The sequence below is a fragment of the Cohnella fermenti genome, assembly GCF_004801405.1.
GTDB classification, from domain to species: Bacteria; Bacillota; Bacilli; order Paenibacillales; family Paenibacillaceae; genus Cohnella; species Cohnella fermenti.
Window position 1 is genome coordinate 21278 of the sequence record NZ_SSOB01000020.1, and the last position, 14826, is coordinate 36103.

The 14826-nt window shown below is 60.8% G+C and carries 14 protein-coding genes; 8 read left to right on the plus strand and 6 right to left on the minus strand.

All coding sequences use genetic code 11. The features are described 5' to 3' along the window. The first annotated feature begins 41 nt into the window (after positions 1-41). Positions 42-1652 carry a gamma-glutamyltransferase family protein gene (locus E6C55_RS16520; RefSeq protein ID WP_136370918.1) on the plus strand — a complete coding sequence of 537 codons (1611 nt, stop codon included), beginning with the start codon at positions 42-44 and terminating at the stop codon, positions 1650-1652. Between the two features lie 911 nt (positions 1653-2563). Here the strand turns inward: E6C55_RS16520 and E6C55_RS16530 are convergent. From E6C55_RS16530 to E6C55_RS16545, 4 genes are all read right to left on the minus strand, one after another. Continuing rightward, positions 2564-3517, minus strand: coding sequence for a D-2-hydroxyacid dehydrogenase family protein (locus E6C55_RS16530; RefSeq protein ID WP_136370919.1), 954 nt, complete (start codon positions 3515-3517; stop codon positions 2564-2566). Then, positions 3514-4869, minus strand: a complete 1356-nt coding sequence (locus E6C55_RS16535) for an LLM class flavin-dependent oxidoreductase (RefSeq protein ID WP_230986715.1) — start codon at positions 4867-4869, stop codon at positions 3514-3516. Before E6C55_RS16535 ends, E6C55_RS16530 begins: the two co-directional genes overlap by 4 nt. A gap of 28 nt (positions 4870-4897) precedes the next feature. Continuing rightward, on the minus strand, positions 4898-5659 hold the full coding sequence (locus E6C55_RS16540) for an SDR family NAD(P)-dependent oxidoreductase (protein WP_136370920.1): 762 nt from the start codon (positions 5657-5659) through the stop codon (positions 4898-4900). A 141-nt stretch (positions 5660-5800) separates the two neighbouring features. Next, positions 5801-7309: an MDR family MFS transporter gene (locus tag E6C55_RS16545; protein WP_136370921.1), complete on the minus strand. Its 1509-nt coding sequence runs from the start codon at positions 7307-7309 to the stop codon at positions 5801-5803. A 146-nt stretch (positions 7310-7455) separates the two neighbouring features. Between E6C55_RS16545 and E6C55_RS16550 the strand changes: the two genes are divergently transcribed. From E6C55_RS16550 to E6C55_RS35080, 3 genes are all read left to right on the plus strand, one after another. Beyond that, positions 7456-7887 carry a MarR family winged helix-turn-helix transcriptional regulator gene (locus E6C55_RS16550; RefSeq protein WP_136371001.1) on the plus strand — a complete coding sequence of 144 codons (432 nt, stop codon included), beginning with the start codon at positions 7456-7458 and terminating at the stop codon, positions 7885-7887. 103 nt (positions 7888-7990) lie between these two features. After that, the gene (gene hisJ / locus E6C55_RS16555; protein ID WP_230986716.1) at positions 7991-8812 is read left to right on the plus strand and encodes a histidinol-phosphatase HisJ; all 822 of its coding nucleotides are present in this window, start codon (positions 7991-7993) and stop codon (positions 8810-8812) included. 299 nt (positions 8813-9111) lie between these two features. Then, entirely contained in the window at positions 9112-9243 is a 132-nt protein-coding gene (locus E6C55_RS35080) for a hypothetical protein (protein ID WP_269145551.1), read from the plus strand. 13 nt (positions 9244-9256) lie between these two features. On the opposite strand, the gene E6C55_RS16560 is transcribed toward E6C55_RS35080, so the two are convergent. Further along, the gene (locus tag E6C55_RS16560) at positions 9257-9676 is read right to left on the minus strand and encodes a DUF4183 domain-containing protein (protein WP_136370923.1); all 420 of its coding nucleotides are present in this window, start codon (positions 9674-9676) and stop codon (positions 9257-9259) included. 25 nt (positions 9677-9701) lie between these two features. Beyond that, a complete protein-coding gene (locus E6C55_RS16565) occupies positions 9702-9962 on the minus strand; it encodes a DUF4183 domain-containing protein (RefSeq protein ID WP_168735688.1) in 261 nt (86 codons plus the stop codon). A 238-nt stretch (positions 9963-10200) separates the two neighbouring features. Between E6C55_RS16565 and E6C55_RS16570 the strand changes: the two genes are divergently transcribed. The 4 genes from E6C55_RS16570 (at position 10201) to E6C55_RS16585 (ending at position 14743) form a co-directional block, all read left to right on the plus strand. Beyond that, a complete protein-coding gene (locus E6C55_RS16570) occupies positions 10201-10437 on the plus strand; it encodes a cysteine-rich CWC family protein (protein ID WP_136370925.1) in 237 nt (78 codons plus the stop codon). A gap of 148 nt (positions 10438-10585) precedes the next feature. Continuing rightward, positions 10586-12394 (plus strand): cache domain-containing sensor histidine kinase, encoded by a 1809-nt coding sequence (locus E6C55_RS16575; RefSeq protein ID WP_330999631.1) that lies wholly within the window; start codon positions 10586-10588, stop codon positions 12392-12394. Between the two features lie 18 nt (positions 12395-12412). Beyond that, entirely contained in the window at positions 12413-13726 is a 1314-nt protein-coding gene (locus E6C55_RS16580; RefSeq protein ID WP_136370926.1) for a response regulator, read from the plus strand. 96 nt (positions 13727-13822) lie between these two features. Continuing rightward, positions 13823-14743 carry a carbohydrate ABC transporter permease gene (locus E6C55_RS16585; RefSeq protein WP_136370927.1) on the plus strand — a complete coding sequence of 307 codons (921 nt, stop codon included), beginning with the start codon at positions 13823-13825 and terminating at the stop codon, positions 14741-14743. Positions 14744-14826: the final 83 nt, after the last annotated feature.

A 14826-nucleotide genomic window follows, 5' to 3' on the forward strand; every position in this document is an offset into this window, starting at 1 on the left:
ACAGGACAAGAAATAAGATGCGCAGAACGGGGGAGCCTCCAATGACATTCGATCCGCATTATCATCCGTACCCTTCCTATCGAACGCCCGCCTATGCCCGCAAGGGGATGGTCGCCACGTCGCAGCCGCTCGCCGCGCAGGCGGGGCTTGATATCCTCAAGCTCGGCGGCAACGCAGTGGACGCGGCGATTGCCGCCGCGGCCGCCTTGACCGTCGTCGAGCCTTGCTCCAACGGCATCGGAGGGGATGCGTTCGCCCTGGTCTGGGCGAACGGCCGGCTGCACGGGCTGAACGCCAGCGGCCCCGCGCCGCGCTCCATCTCGGTCGAGGCGGTGAAGCGGGCCGGGCACGACGTCATGCCCAGCTACGGCGCGCTGCCCGTGACCGTGCCGGGGGCGCCGGCCGCCTGGGCGGAGCTGTCGCGCCGCTTCGGGAGGCTGCCGCTCGCGGAAGCGTTGAAGCCCGCGATCCGCTATGCGGAGGAGGGCTATCCGGTGTCGCCGACGGCGGCGTATCATTGGCGCAAGTCGTTCGAGCTGTATCGGGGCGCGCTGCAGGGGGCGGAGTTCGCGAACTGGTTCGAGACGTTCGCGCCAGGCGGCCGGCCGCCTGGCGCCGGGGAGCTGTGGGCGTCGCCGGCTCATGCCCGGACGCTGGAGCTCATCGGCAAGAGCGAAGCGGAGGCGTTCTATCGCGGCGAGTTGGCCGGCCGAATCGCCTCGTTCGTTCGGGAGGCCGGAGGGTTCCTGGGAGAGGAGGATCTGGCCGCCTTCCGTCCCGAGTGGGTGGAGCCGATCGGCGTGAAGTATCGAGGATATGAGGTATGGGAGCTGCCGCCGAACGGCCAGGGGCTCGTTGCGCTGCTGGCGCTTAATGTGCTCAAGGGCTTCGAGCAGCTTCGCCCCGGCGATGCCGCCACGTACCACAAGCAGATCGAGGCGATGAAGCTGGCCTTCGCGGACGGCAAACGGTATGTGACCGATCCGCTCTATATGAAGGAAGACATAGGGGCATTGCTGTCGGACGAATATGCGGCGGGAAGACGCGCCCTGATCGGCGAACTGGCCGGTCTGCCCGACGCGGGGAAGCCGAAGGGCGGAGGCACCGTCTACCTGGCCGCAGCGGACGGGGAAGGCGGGATGGTATCGTTCATCCAGAGCAACTACATGCAGTTCGGCTCCGGCCTTGTTGTGCCGGGCACCGGCATCGCGCTCCAGAACCGGGGCCGCGACTTCTCGCTGGAGGAGGGCGCCGCGAACCGGCTGGAGCCGGGCAAGCGCACGTATCATACGATCATCCCCGGCTTCCTGACGAAGGGAGGAGCGCCGGTCGGCCCGTTCGGCGTCATGGGCGGCATTATGCAGCCGCAGGGCCACGTCCAGGCGATCATGAACCTGATCGACTTCGGCCTGCATCCGCAGGCGGCGCTCGACGCTCCGCGCTGGCAGTGGACGAACGACCGGACCGTGCTGGTCGAGCCCGGCTTCCCGGCCGCGATTGCGCAGGCGCTGGCCCGCCGGGGCCACGACATTCGCATCGCGCTCGAATCCGGCTCCTTCGGCCGGGGACAGATCATCCTGCGCGACCCGGAATCGGGCGTCCTGTGCGGCGGCACCGATTCGCGGACGGACGGCGTCGTTGCGGCGTGGTAGAGAAAGGGAAAGAGAAAGAGGAAGAGGAAGAGAAAGAGGAAGAGGAAGAGAAAGAGGAAGAGCCGTTGGACAGCGAGGAAGGGACGGTCCTGCGTCCGACGGAGCTTCAGCGTACAGACAAACAAGGCTATTGCCGGGGCCGGGCATCTCGTCGGACTCGCCGGATACGAGGAATGTATGTGAAATATCACATTCGAGCGTCGCGATAACGGGCAGGTTGGACGATTCTATGTGAAAAATAGCCTATATAGAGAAAATTCCGGCTCCCGTTGCCGCATGTATGCTAAAAATCACATAAAACGCCGAGATCGCGGCTCATTCAAACCGATGAATGTGAAAAACCGCATAAAATCGCAAAAGAGCCGGCGGATCAGAGGGCAAAATGGGCTCACGGAGCGGGAGAGGAGCGCCGCGCACCACGCCTAGAGATCAGCTTGCCAGGCATCGGGTACGCGGCACTTCCTCCCCTGCACCGTCTCCCCCTGCACCGTCTCCCCCTGCGCCTTCGCCACCTCTGGAGGCATTAGGTCTCCTCACCCGCTCGTTCAGGAGGGGAAGGAGTGGGGATCACCCGGCGGCGGTCGGGCTGCGGCGAAACTCCAAGAGGTTCCTGAGCCGTGCGGAGAAGAGGCATAAACGCGCAGAAGGGGGGATAGCGCCTTGCTGCATTACGCTGGAGTCGATGGATAGGAGGACAACATAAGTGATGCTCAAAAGAAAGTCACGGGGTGGATTCCCCGTGACCGGTGAATAGGCTCGCATAAACGGATACGCTCGCACTCAAAGGACGCCGTTAGGCGTTTTTCTTAATCTGCGAGCAGAGGATGTCCCGGCAGAGGCTGGGCTCGTCGCGGGGAAGTCGGAGTTGAGCGTGAATCATTCCGCTGCCGATTCCACTCCGTCCATTCAATCTACAGCGTTCGAAGCGGCCTGCCGTCCAGGAAGCTTCTTATATTGTCTACCGCCTGCGCGAAGAAGACGCGATAAGCCTCCTCCGTCACATAGCCGATATGCGGCGTTGCCAACACATTGGCCAGGGAGCGGTAGGGATGGGAGGGCGGCAGCGGTTCGATGTCATAGACGTCGAGCCCGGCCCCGGCGATTCGGCCGTTCCTCAGCGTGTCGATGAGAGCCTCCTGATCGACAATCGGCGCGCGGGAGGTGTTGATCAGATAGGCGGAAGGCTTAAGCAGAGACAACTCTCGCGGTCCGAGCAATCCCCGTGTGCGCTCGCTCAGGACGAGATGAATGGATACAAAATCGCTTTCCGACAGCAATTCGTCCTTGGCCGCATATCGGACTCCAACCTCCGCTGCCCTCTCGGCCGTGAGATTCTGACTCCAGGCGGCTACCTCCATTCCGAAGGCTTGTCCAACCTTGGCTACCTGGCTCCCGATTCGTCCCAGTCCAAGGAGGCCAAGCCGCTTGCCGTATAAATCGACGCCGATCGTGCTCTGCCACCTGCCGTTTCGTCTGAGAGCCTCGTTCTCCGCTGTCAAGGAGCGGGCAAGCCCGAGAAGCAGCGCCCACGTCAGCTCGGCTGTTCCTGCGCCGGCACCGCCGGTTCCGCTAACGACCACGCCGTGAGCGGCGGCGGCAGCCAGATCAATGGAGGCATTGCGCATGCCGGTCGTGACGAGCAGTCTCAGCTTCGGCAGGCGAGCGAAGAGCGAGGCGGGGAACGGCGTGCGCTCGCGCATGATCACGATGATCGGGAAGTCCTGCAGCTTCTCGGCCAGCTCCCGCTCGTCCTCCGTATGCTCCCGATAAACGACAGGCTCCACACGATCCTCCAACTCCGACCAATCGGCGAACGACAGCGCAACGTTCTGATAGTCGTCCAATATCGCGCAACGCAGCTTCATGCGAGGCCTCCTTCCGTTCTCGACTTCAAGGCGTTCTCCACGTGTTTCAGTCCCAAGCGATCCCGGAGCGTCTCGCCTTCGTAAGCCTCCCGGAACAGGCCGCGATTCTGCAGCTCGGGCACGACTTTAGCGACGAACGCTTCCAATCCGGCGGGGAAAAGATGGGGCATCAGGTTGAAGCCGTCCGCTCCCCGTTCCCGGAACCACGACTCCATGCGATCGGCAACCTGAATCGCGGAGCCGGTCACTGTCATATGGCCGTGCCCGGCGGCGCTTCTGGCGGCCAACTGTCTAAGCGTCATTCCCTCGGCCCGCGCGGCCTCCATATAGACGGCGCTCCGGCTCGTAATTCCCGACGTCAACTGGCGATAAGGAATCGCCTTGTCCAGCGGCACCGGATCGTCGAGGTCGTAATCGTTCAGATCGACGGCGAACCACTCGGACAGCTTGGCAAGCAAGCTTCTCTCGTTCGCCAGAGCGCCGAACTCGCGTTCGATCTCCTTCGCCTCGGCCTCCGTGTCCGCGACGATAGGGGCGAGGCCCGGAATGACCAGCAATTGCTTCGTCTGCCTGCCGTACCTGGACATTCGGGATTTGACATCGGCATAGAAGCGCTTGGCCTCCGCCAGCGTCTGCTGCGCGCAGAATACGACGTCCGCCGTTCGCGCGGCCAGCTCGATTCCGGGATTGGAGGCTCCGGCCTGGACAATCACGGGATGACCCTGCGGCGGACGCTGGACGTTCAGCGGGCCCTGCAGCTTCAAGTGCTGGCCGTCGAATCGGATCTCCCTTGGCTTGCTGCGGGAGAATGGCTCGTCCGCGCTCAGGTCCAGCTCGTCGCCCTCATGCTCCCAACTGTCCCACAGCAGCTTGACGGCCTCGACGAATTCACCCGCGATCTCATAGCGGACGGAGGGCTCGGGGTATTCCTTCGCGAGGAATCGTTCCGCCACGGAATGCGAGCTGGTGACGACGTTCCAAGCGCTTCGGCCTCCGCTGATATGATCCAAGGAGGCGAACTTGCGGGCTACATGATAAGGTTCATGGTAAGACGTATCCACAGTCGCAATAAATCCGAGATGCCGGGTAAGGGCTGCCAGAGCCGAGACCAGTGTAATCGGCTCCAACCGCCGCGCAGGTCCGGCAATGGCGTAGCTGTCGGCGATGAAGGCCGCGTCGAACAAGCCGCGTTCCGCGATGCGTACAATCTCGGCATAATATTCAAGGCTCAGATCCTGCAGCGGCTTCGCCTGGGAATGCTTCCAAGCGGCCTCGTGATGGCCGCTTCCGCGCAAGACGACATTGAGATGCAGCTTCTCGGATGTGTCTCTCATTCCTTCTTTGTCTCTCATTCCTTCGTTCGCTCCTTATTCGGCAGGACTAGACGACATCGACCAGACCGCCGTCGACGTTGATCGCCGTTCCGGTGACATAGGATGCCGCAGGCGAAGCCAAGAAAGCAATCGCATTCGCGGCTTCCTGAACCGTGCCCATCCGTCCCAGCGGAATCCGGGCGATCCTCTCCTCCCGAGCCGAATCCGGCAACAAGCTTGCTGCGGCTTGGTTGCTGTCGATCATTCCGAGGCACACGGCATTGACCCGAATATTGTCCGCGGCCAAGTCCTTGCTCATCGCCTTCGTCAACGCAATGCCCGCAGATCGGCTTACGCTGGTGGGCAAGCTCGCGGCTCTCGGAGCCTTCCCGACGATGGAGACGATGTTGACGATGCTGCCCCCGCCAATCCGCATCATCTGCTGCACCGCCGCTTGGGACAAGTGAACGGCAGCGAACAGCTTGAGGTCGAGATCGGCCGTCCACGTCTCTGTCGCCACCTTCGCGAATGGAGCCTGGGACGTTCCGCCGGCGTTATTGATCAGAATATCGAACCTGCCGAAGCGCTCGGCGACGGCTCGAACGGCCTCCTCGCATTGCTCCTTCGACGTGACGTCCGCTTGGATGACGAACGGTTCCCGCCCCGTCTCCGCTGCAATCCGCTCGGCGGCTTCGCGCAGTCCTTGGCCTCCTCGAGCCAGAATCGCAACATGAGCTCCCTCTCTTGCAAGAGTCAGGGCTGCCGCTTGGCCGATCCCTTTGCTGCCGCCTGTAACAAGCGCAGACTTGCCGTGCAGATTTAATTCCATTGGGCGGCCCCTCTTCGCACATTTTGATTCAACACTGGTCGATGCAACACTGGAAATCGTTCGACAATAAACTTAGTAAACAGGTTGGAATTAGTTGTTTTTGTTGAGTGTACTTTATCACCCGACCAACTGCCTGTCAATTTATTTCGATTGAACCGCAGCCGCAGCCGCGGGAACACTTCCCTTCCGAGGAACAAGCCGCTCCTTGCCCATCAGGGCGACGCAGATTGCACCCAGGGCGATCGGGACGAGAGCCCAGAGGAACGTCGACGAGATCGAGGAGGCCATCGCGTCCGTCAGACGGTGGGCGATGTCTGCGGGCAGCTTCGCCTTGGCCGCCTCCGTCAGAACGGAGCTCGAGTCGTATTGGCCCGACAAGTCGGCCATCTTGGCGTTGTTCAAGCGGCTCTGGACGGCGCCGAGAACGGTGACCCCGAGCGAAGTGCCAAGCGTTCGGAAAAACGTGTTCGTCGATGTAGCGATGCCGCGCTGTCGGGGCTCCATCTCGTGCTGCGTCGCGAGGCTTGTCATGGAGAAGGAGCAGCCCATTCCGAGGCCGGCGACGATCATGAAGGCGGTCAGCGCCAGGCGCGGCGTGTCCGTGCCGATCGTTCCGAGCAGCAGCATGCCGAGGAAGAAGACGACGACGGACACGAGCATAATGCCGCGGTAGCTGAATCGTCTCACCAATTGCCCGGCCAGTTGCGCCCCGATCGTCGAGCCGACCATGAGCGGGATGAGGATGACGCCGGAATTCGTCGCGGTGCCGCCGTACACGGATTGCACGAATAGCGGAATGAGCACCGAGATGATAATAAAGGCGAAGTTATAGAAGAAGGCGACGCCTTGGGTAGCGGAGAACAGCCGCCGCTTGAACAGGTTAAACGTAAGAATGGGCTCGGACGCCTTCCGTTCGATCAGGACGAAGCCGACGAAGAGCAGGGCGAATGCGGCGAGCAGGCCGACAATCGGAGCGGACGCCCACGCGTACTCGTTGCCCCCTAGCTCGAGAGCGAACATAAGGCAGATGATGGCACCGACCAGGGTGATTGCTCCGAACCAATCGATTCTCAGCTTCCTGCGCTGTACGGTCTCCCGGTAGAACTGGGCAATGAACCAGAGCGACAGCAAGCCGAACGGAACGTTGATGTAGAAGATCCAGCGCCAGTCGATCTGGTCCGTGATGAAGGCGCCGAGCAACGGGCCCATAATGCCGGAGAGACCGAATACGGCGCCGAACAAGCCGGTCATCTTGCCCCGCTTCTCCGGAGGGAAGATGTCGAAGATAATGGCGAAAGCAATCGGCATCAAGGAGCCGCCGCCGATCCCTTGAATGGCCCGGTAAGCGATGAGCTGCTCCATGTTCTGCGCGGTGCCGCACAGGGCGGAGCCGATGAGGAAGATAAGCAGACCGAACAGGTAGAACCGCTTGCGGCCGTACATGTCGGACAGCTTGCCGAAGATCGGCATGCTTGCCATCGTGGCGACCATGTAGGCGGACGTAACCCAGATGAATTGGCCAAGGCCGCTCAATTCGCCGACAATCGTCGGCATGGAAGCCGAGACGATCGTGTTGTCCATGGCGGACATGAGCAAGCCGAGCAACAGGCCGGCGACGACCGGCGCGGTTCTGCTGGTTGAAGATGACATGGGTTGGTGACACTCTCCTCGTTTAGTTGCGTGCGCAACCAGTTCGTTCGAAGCCTAGTGTACGCCATTTTAGTTGCGTGTGCAACTACTTTGCTGTACTATTTTGCTAGAGTGGCAAAACGGCATGAGGAGGGGGCGCGTTGGAAGTGGAGCAAGAACGGGTCGGCAGGCTAATCTCGTACATTTATCGCGAGAATCAGAAGGCGCTCGCCAAGGAGCTGCTGCCCTACGGGCTCGGCGGGGGCGGTCAATACGGGTTCCTTAAGCTTATTCTCGGCAAGCCCGGCATCACCCAGGAGCAGATGACCGCGGAGATGAAGTTCGACAAGGCGACGACGGCCCGCGCGGTGAAGCATCTGGAAGCCGTCGGGTACATTGAACGCAGGCCGGACCCCCGGGACCGACGCTCCTCGCTTCTCTACCCCACCGCCAAGGCGACCGGGTTCGCTCCCGTGCTGCAAGCGATTTTGGACCGGTTCAATGTGAAGCTGATCTCCGGTTTAACTTCGGAAGAGGAGCAGCAGCTTCTCCGGCTTCTGCGCAAGGTCAGCCGCAACGCGGCCGTTCTGTCGGAATAGGCGGGAGAACATAAGCATTCACAAGCTTCCCCCGGGCTCGCCGCGAATGCTACAATTGGGGTATTGCCTATCGGGCGAAGCGAACAGCGGGAGGAATGACGTCGTGTTGAAGTGGGATGGACATACGCACAGCAAGTTCTGTTATCACGGCAATCCGGCCGAACAGCAGGAATATCTGGACCGGGCGATCGAGCTCGGCTTCGCGCGATACAGCGTGACCGAGCATCCGCCGCTTCCGGATCGGCTGGTGGACGATCCGCAGTTGATGCGGGAGTTGGCGATGCCGGAGCGGGAGCTGCCGGATTACTTCGCGTATATGGAAGAAGTGAAGACGCGGTACGAGGGGAAGCTCGAGGTCGCGATCGGGCTTGAGATGGATTATCTCTGCAAGAACGAGTCGTTCTCCGACCGAATCGTCGACAAGTGGGCGCAGCGGATGGAGGATGCGGTCGTGTCGGTGCATTACTTGCCGAGCCGCGGCGGCGCGATCCGCTGCATCGACTACACGGCGGACGACTTCAAGGACGCGTTCCTCGGTTACTACGGCTCGATCGACAAGGTAGTCGACGAGTACTTCAACCACGTGGAGATGGAGATCGAGTGGGCGACGCCGCTTCCGATGCGCAAGCGGATCGGCCACGTGAACCTGATCCGCAAGTTCCATAAGGAACTGCCGGAGATGGATCAGGACCTCATTCGCCGTCGGCTGCAGGGACTGCTGCCGAAGCTGAAGGCGGCGGGCATCGGCGTCGATGTGAACGTGGCGGGCCTGCGAGTGGCGACCTGCGAGGAGAGCTATGTGCCGGAATGGTTCATGAAGGCGTGCCTGGAGCAGGGCATCGGGCTGGTGTACGGCTCCGACAGCCACAAGCCCGAGCAGGTCGGCTTCAGCTACGACTGGTTCGCGGAGCGGGCGCGGAGTTGAACGGCGGCATCATCTATGACATGCGACGAGACGCGAACGAGCCTGCCGGTCCCCGAGACCGCGCAGGTTCGTTTGTTGTTGTTGGCATCCGCCGCATTTTATGCGAAAAACCGCATTGGCAAGGGCCGATAACGAGCGGTTTGGGCGATTCTATGTGAAAAATAGCATATATGGAGAAATTTCCGGCCCGAGTTGCCGTATGTATGTGAAAAACCGCATAAAACGCCGCGCTTGCCTCCGATCCAAGCCGACGAATGTGAAAAATCACATAAAATCGCAAAAGTGCCGGACCAGGGGGAGTGAATAGCGGTACGGAGGAGGAGAGGAAGAAGGAGGAGAGGAAGAAGGAGGAGAGGAAGAAGGAGGAGGGTGAGGGGGAGGAAGGGAAAGTTGTCCCGCCATCAGAAGGACCGTCAGCGCATCTTCCCTGACGGTCCGTTGGCCTTACACGACTATCGTTATCGTAGGAGCGGAGATGGTCGGCTCGACCGTAATCGTGGAAGTGGTGCTCGAGTAATCGGACACCTGCAGGACAACCGGGGTGCCTTCCTCGATATCGACGGTGCTGAGCACCAATTGCGTGGTCGACAGTGTGGACAAGCCGCCTTCCTGCAGCACGCCGTTCACGTAGACGTTGATGTAGCCGTCGGTCGGCTGGGCGGGCAGATCGGTGACGGTGCCGCCGTCGTCATCCAGGAAGGAGGCGGCCGGGATCGTCGTGTTCCCTCCGGCAATCATCCCGCCGGCAATCGTGGCGTTGAATCGGGTGACGTTCGGGCTGACGGTCGTCTCGATCTCTCCTCCGGTCGCCGTGGGGGCCGAGGCGGTAGCGGTAATGAATAGCTTGATCAGCGAAGCAGCCATGTACTCACCTCCTTTCCCAATCGGTTCAGCCCTTGATTCGAATCGATTGGACGATGATCGGCACGCCTTCCGCGGGCAGATCGTCCGACAGAAGCCGGAGCTTGCCGGTCTGGATGCGATACAGCGTTCGAGGCTGCAGCATGCCGTTCACGAACACGTTGATCAGAGAGACCGAGGCCGGATTGGGAATCCGATTGCAGCCGTATCCCTCCGCGCCGTCTTTGTCGGTATAGATTCTCTTGACTCCGTCCGCAACGGCGTAATAGAGCGTTGTGCTCGTTCGCACAATCCGGGCGCGTCGAGTCCGTCTCCTTCGCGATATGCGTTTCCTCCGGCAGCTTCCCATCGAATTCACCAACTTGATCGGGCAGGATTTGCTCTCATTGTATTCGGATCGGCGGCCTCGGCCTGTGTAGGTACCCTTGCTGGGACTGCCTTTTTCCCTGCGGGGCGCTCGTGTATTGTATAATCGCCCGGAAGCAAGTACGATGGGCACAACGGGGAAAAAAAGGGGGGAGAGGACGATGGACGACAACTGCGGTGCGAGACTGACAAACGGCGGGGCCGGCGCGAGGATCGATCCTTCCGTCTGCCCTCTCTGCGGGAAGGAGAACGGCTGCGCGATGGCCGCGGGGCGGGCTCCCGAGTCCTGTTGGTGCTTCGCGGCGTCGTTATCCGCGGATGCGCTGGGCCGCATTCCTCCCGAAGCCAAGGGGCAATCCTGTCTGTGCCGCGAATGCGCGGGCGGAAGCGCGCGGTAGCGCAAGCGCGAATCTTGCCCCCGCCTTCCTCTCTGTGTGCGATGTTACGAGAATCGTAGGCTTTTCTACGCAATGGAATGACAACGCTTCCGCCAATAGCGCAAGGTTATATACTAGAAGCGTTTCCGACAGACGAGGAGGACCGGTCGTGCCCAAGCGCATCTTCCATAACCCGCTCACGAGAATGAAGGTCAACCAGCAGCTTATTCTGCTGTTCGTCATCCTCGTCGGCCCGGTGTTTATTCTGAACTGGTACGCCAACACGAAGACGGAGCAGATTCTCAAGAAGCTTGTCACGAACGCCTACATCGAGCTGAACAAGCAGAACCATCTGCTGCTTAACCGCGACATCGACACGATTCACCGCGTCATGACGACGATCATTCAGAACCCGCAGGTGCAGCAGATGCAGGCGAGCCAGGAGGACGCGCTGGACCGGGTGAAGCTGTACGAGACGACGGATAAGCTGATCTCGACGTTCTCGATGGGTTTAAGCGGCGGCGGGGCCAACTATTATTACCTGTTCGTGTACGACCCGCTGAATCAATACGACTTCGCGCCGGTGTCCAATTCGCTGTACAAGAGCGGCGGCGTCTACTTCTACTCCGACCGCTCGAAGCCGTCCTGGGCCGACGACGCGATCTCGCGCAAGGGCCGGGGGTACCTGAAGATCATCGACGGCTTCGGCCTGACGTCCGAATCCAAGACGCTGGCGTACATCCGCGCCGTCAACAGCGCGACGAGCGGCCGGGCGATCGTCGGCGTCCTCATCGCGACGAATATGGAGAAGCGGCTTGTGCAGTCGCTGCAGACCGTGTCGCTGCCGGACAACGGCGAGATCTACCTGACCGACTCGAACAATGTCGTGCTCGCCTCCACGCATTCCTCCTTGGGGGAGACGCTTGCGCTTCCCGCCGCGCTGGGGGCGAAGGTGGACAATGACGGCATGGCGAGCGTGATCGAGGCGGGGTTTATTTATGTCATGCAGGCGAGCCCCGAGCTGAACCAGAAGCTGGTTTACCGCATCTCGACGGAAGCGCTGCTGAAGCAGCAGAACGAGGTGAAGCGGGCGATCCAGTGGATCTCGATTGCGTATTCGCTGTTCGCGATCGTCGTGATGGCGTACTTCTGGCGTTCCCTGCTGACGCCGCTGCAGCGGCTGGCCGGGTTCGTTCGCAGCTATGAGCCGGGGCGACGGGTACCGGAGCAGGACGGGGCGAAGCGGAACGACGAGGTCGGGGTGCTGATCCATTCGGTTCATCATCTGGCGCATCGTCTCAACAGCCTGATCGAGGAACGATACGTGATGGACATCAAGCAGAAGGAGTCGCAACTGCGGCTGCTCTATCAGCAGATCAATCCGCACCTTCTGTACAACACGCTCGAGAGCATCTATTGGAAAAGCACGCTCGAAGGCAATTCGGACTCCGCGGAGATGATCAAGGAGCTGTCGAAGCTGATGCGGATCAGCCTGAGCCGGGGACGCGAGCTGATCACTCTCCAGGAGGAGCTTGAGCACGCGACGGCGTATACCAATCTGCAGTTGAAGCGTTACGAATACGAATTCCGCGTTCGCTGGGACGTCGATCCGGAAGCCGCGGATGCGCTTATTCCGAAGATTACGCTTCAGCCGCTTATCGAGAACGCGATTCAGCACGGCGTCCGGAACATGGGCGAGGACGGCCTGATCGTCGTGAACGTCAGGCGGGAGGGCGATCGCGTCATCGTCGAGGTCGCCGACAACGGCTACCAGAAGGTCGACTTCGAATGGCTGAACCGAATCGTCCGCGAGCCGAGCGGGGAGTCCGCGACGGGCTACGGCATTCATAATGTGTACGAGAGAATTCAGCTCCACTACGGGCCGGAATACGGAATCTTCTATTCCGGAACGCCCGGCGGGGGCACGACGGCGACGATTGCGCTTCCTTATCAAGCATCGGACGGCCAAGCGGAATAACGAAGGAGGAACCTGCTCATGTACACGATCCTGCTGGTGGACGACGAGCCGCTGATCTGTCGGGGGCTCAGCAGCCTTCTACAGGCATCCGGCCTCGGCATCGGAACGATTCTGACGGCAAGCAACGGCCAGGAGGCGCTCGATTACTTGCGGCTGGAGGAGGTCGACCTGATTGTCACCGACATTCAGATGGGGACGATGAACGGGATCGAGCTGATGCACCAGGCGAAGATCATGAAGCCGTGGGTGGAGACGATCGTCGTCTCCGCCCATGAGACGTTCCAGTACGCGCAGACGGCGATGCGGCTCGGCGCGAAGGACTACCTGATCAAGCCGCTGAACAACGAGCAGTTCCTCGATACGGTGCGCAACGTGCTGCTGCAGATGGAGAAGCCGGAGAAGAGAACGGACGATCTGCTCTCGAGCCTGAGGGCGAACTTCCAGATGGAATCCCCGAGCGAGCTTAAGGACGTGCTGCTGAACCGCTTGCTGGAGGCGGAGCCGGGGGAGGCGGCGGCTCTCTCGGAGGAGCTGCGGAGCCGTTGCGGGGTGGCGCTCGAAGGCCCTTACTTCGCGGCGTTCCGCATGAAGCTGGAGCTTGGCGAAGCCGCTCCGAAGGACCGGGAGCTGCTGCGCTACGCCGCCTTGAATATCGTCAGCGAGCTGCTGGCCGGGGAATGGAAGCACCAGGCGTTCTACTCGGGGGCGGGGGAGCTGTGCGCGCTGATCGAGTGGAGCGACGAGGCGTACGAAGAGACCAACGTGAACAAGATCGACCAATTGGAGTATATCGGCCGCAGTTTGCATTTTCACATTGAGAAGTATCTGCAGAAGCAGTCATTCGTCGGAATCAGCCAGATTCTGCAAGGGCTCGCGTTCCTTCCGACGGTCGGGCTGCAGGCGGCCAGAGCCCTTCGCTGGAGAGAAGAGCACCCGGACCACCGCGTGTTCTATTACGGCGACTACAAGTGGGGCAGCCGCGAGGACGGCTCAGGCGCGGAAGAGGGGCTGGCGCAGAGCAACGGGATCGTCGAGCAGGCGCGCAAGTACATCGAAGAGAATTACGCGAAGAAGGGCATTACGCTGAACGAGGTCGCTCACAGCAACCATGTCAGCCCGAACTATCTGAGCTATCTGTTCAAGAAGTACATGGGGTGCAACCTGTGGGAGTATGTCATCCGGCTGCGCATGGAGGAGAGCAAGCGGCTGCTCGAGACGACCGATCTGCGCCGCTACGAGATCGCGGACCGGGTCGGCTACGAGTCCCCGGAGCACTTCAGCAAGATATTCAAGAAGTATTACGGCATCAGTCCGAGCGACTGGAAGAAGTAAGAACGGGCATGATCCTCATAGAATCGCACATGTTCCCTCGCTGCGGCTTTCTCTACAATAGAGGCTAGACCGATAGCAAAGGAATGAGGGAGTGCCATGGATCAGACTGCCGCCGCTGCAGCCCAGTCTACGCAGAGCACCAAGAGGAAGAGGTTCGCTCCTTACCGGCAAAACATCTCGGGTTACTTGTTTCTGGTGCCCGCCGCCGTCTTGTTTATCCTGTTCCTCTGGGTGCCGATTGTCAAAGGATTGATCTTCAGCTTCTACCACATCGACTTCGTGAACGGGGATACGTTCGTCGGATTCGACAATTACCGAACGGTGTTCCACGATCCCGAGATCGGAACGGCCGTCAAGAACACGCTGTATTACATGCTGCTCTGTCTGCTCATCGGCTTCTGGGTGCCGATTCTGTTCGCCATCGCCATCTCCGAGATCAAGCGGTTCCAAGGCGTGTTCCGGGTGGCCGCCTACTTGCCGAACGTCATTCCGGTCGTCGTGCTGTACGGCCTGTGGCGCTGGATCTACGATCCGGTCGGGCCGATCAACGCGCTGCTCGGGAAGCTCGGGGCGGACCAGATTCTCTTCATGACGGATACCCGCTGGTCGATGCTCTCGCTCGTCATCATGGAGACGTGGCAGCAGTTCGGCTCGGGGATGCTGATCTACCTGGCGGCCGTGCTGAGCATCCCGAAGGATTGGTACGAGGCGGCCGAGATCGACGGAGCGGGAATCTGGGCGCGGGTGCGCCACATCACGCTGCCTTCGATCAAGAATCTCGTCATGCTGATGCTGATCCTGCAGCTTATCGCCACGTCGCAGGGCTACCAATCGCAGCTTGCGATGCTCGACGGCGGTCCGCTGAACGCGACGCTGACGTATGGCCTCAAGATCGTTAAATATGCCTTCACCCGGCTGGAATACGGGGTGGCTTCCGCGATGGGCGTACTGATGTTCCTGGTGCTCGGCGTGCTTGCCATCATTCAATTCCGGATGTCGAATCGGGAGGGGGATTAACTTGAGAGCAGAGAGAGCAGCAAGAGGGATCGGCAAGGCTAGAGCGGTCGAGCGGGGAATTCTGTCTGCCCACGATTATCGCC

What these genes read in the sequence shown, in the direction of transcription:
- E6C55_RS16520 (WP_136370918.1), top strand. Translation starts at nt 42, where the DNA reads ATGACATTCGATCCGCATTATCATCCGTACCCTTCCTATCGAACGCCC.
- E6C55_RS16530 (WP_136370919.1), bottom strand. Translation starts at nt 3,517, where the DNA reads ATGAAGCTGCGTTGCGCGATATTGGACGACTATCAGAACGTTGCGCTG.
- E6C55_RS16535 (WP_230986715.1), bottom strand. Translation starts at nt 4,869, where the DNA reads ATGAGAGACAAAGAAGGAATGAGAGACACATCCGAGAAGCTGCATCTC.
- E6C55_RS16540 (WP_136370920.1), bottom strand. Translation starts at nt 5,659, where the DNA reads ATGGAATTAAATCTGCACGGCAAGTCTGCGCTTGTTACAGGCGGCAGC.
- E6C55_RS16545 (WP_136370921.1), bottom strand. Translation starts at nt 7,309, where the DNA reads ATGTCATCTTCAACCAGCAGAACCGCGCCGGTCGTCGCCGGCCTGTTG.
- E6C55_RS16560 (WP_136370923.1), bottom strand. Translation starts at nt 9,676, where the DNA reads ATGGCTGCTTCGCTGATCAAGCTATTCATTACCGCTACCGCCTCGGCC.
- E6C55_RS16570 (WP_136370925.1), top strand. Translation starts at nt 10,201, where the DNA reads ATGGACGACAACTGCGGTGCGAGACTGACAAACGGCGGGGCCGGCGCG.
- E6C55_RS16580 (WP_136370926.1), top strand. Translation starts at nt 12,413, where the DNA reads ATGTACACGATCCTGCTGGTGGACGACGAGCCGCTGATCTGTCGGGGG.
- E6C55_RS16585 (WP_136370927.1), top strand. Translation starts at nt 13,823, where the DNA reads ATGGATCAGACTGCCGCCGCTGCAGCCCAGTCTACGCAGAGCACCAAG.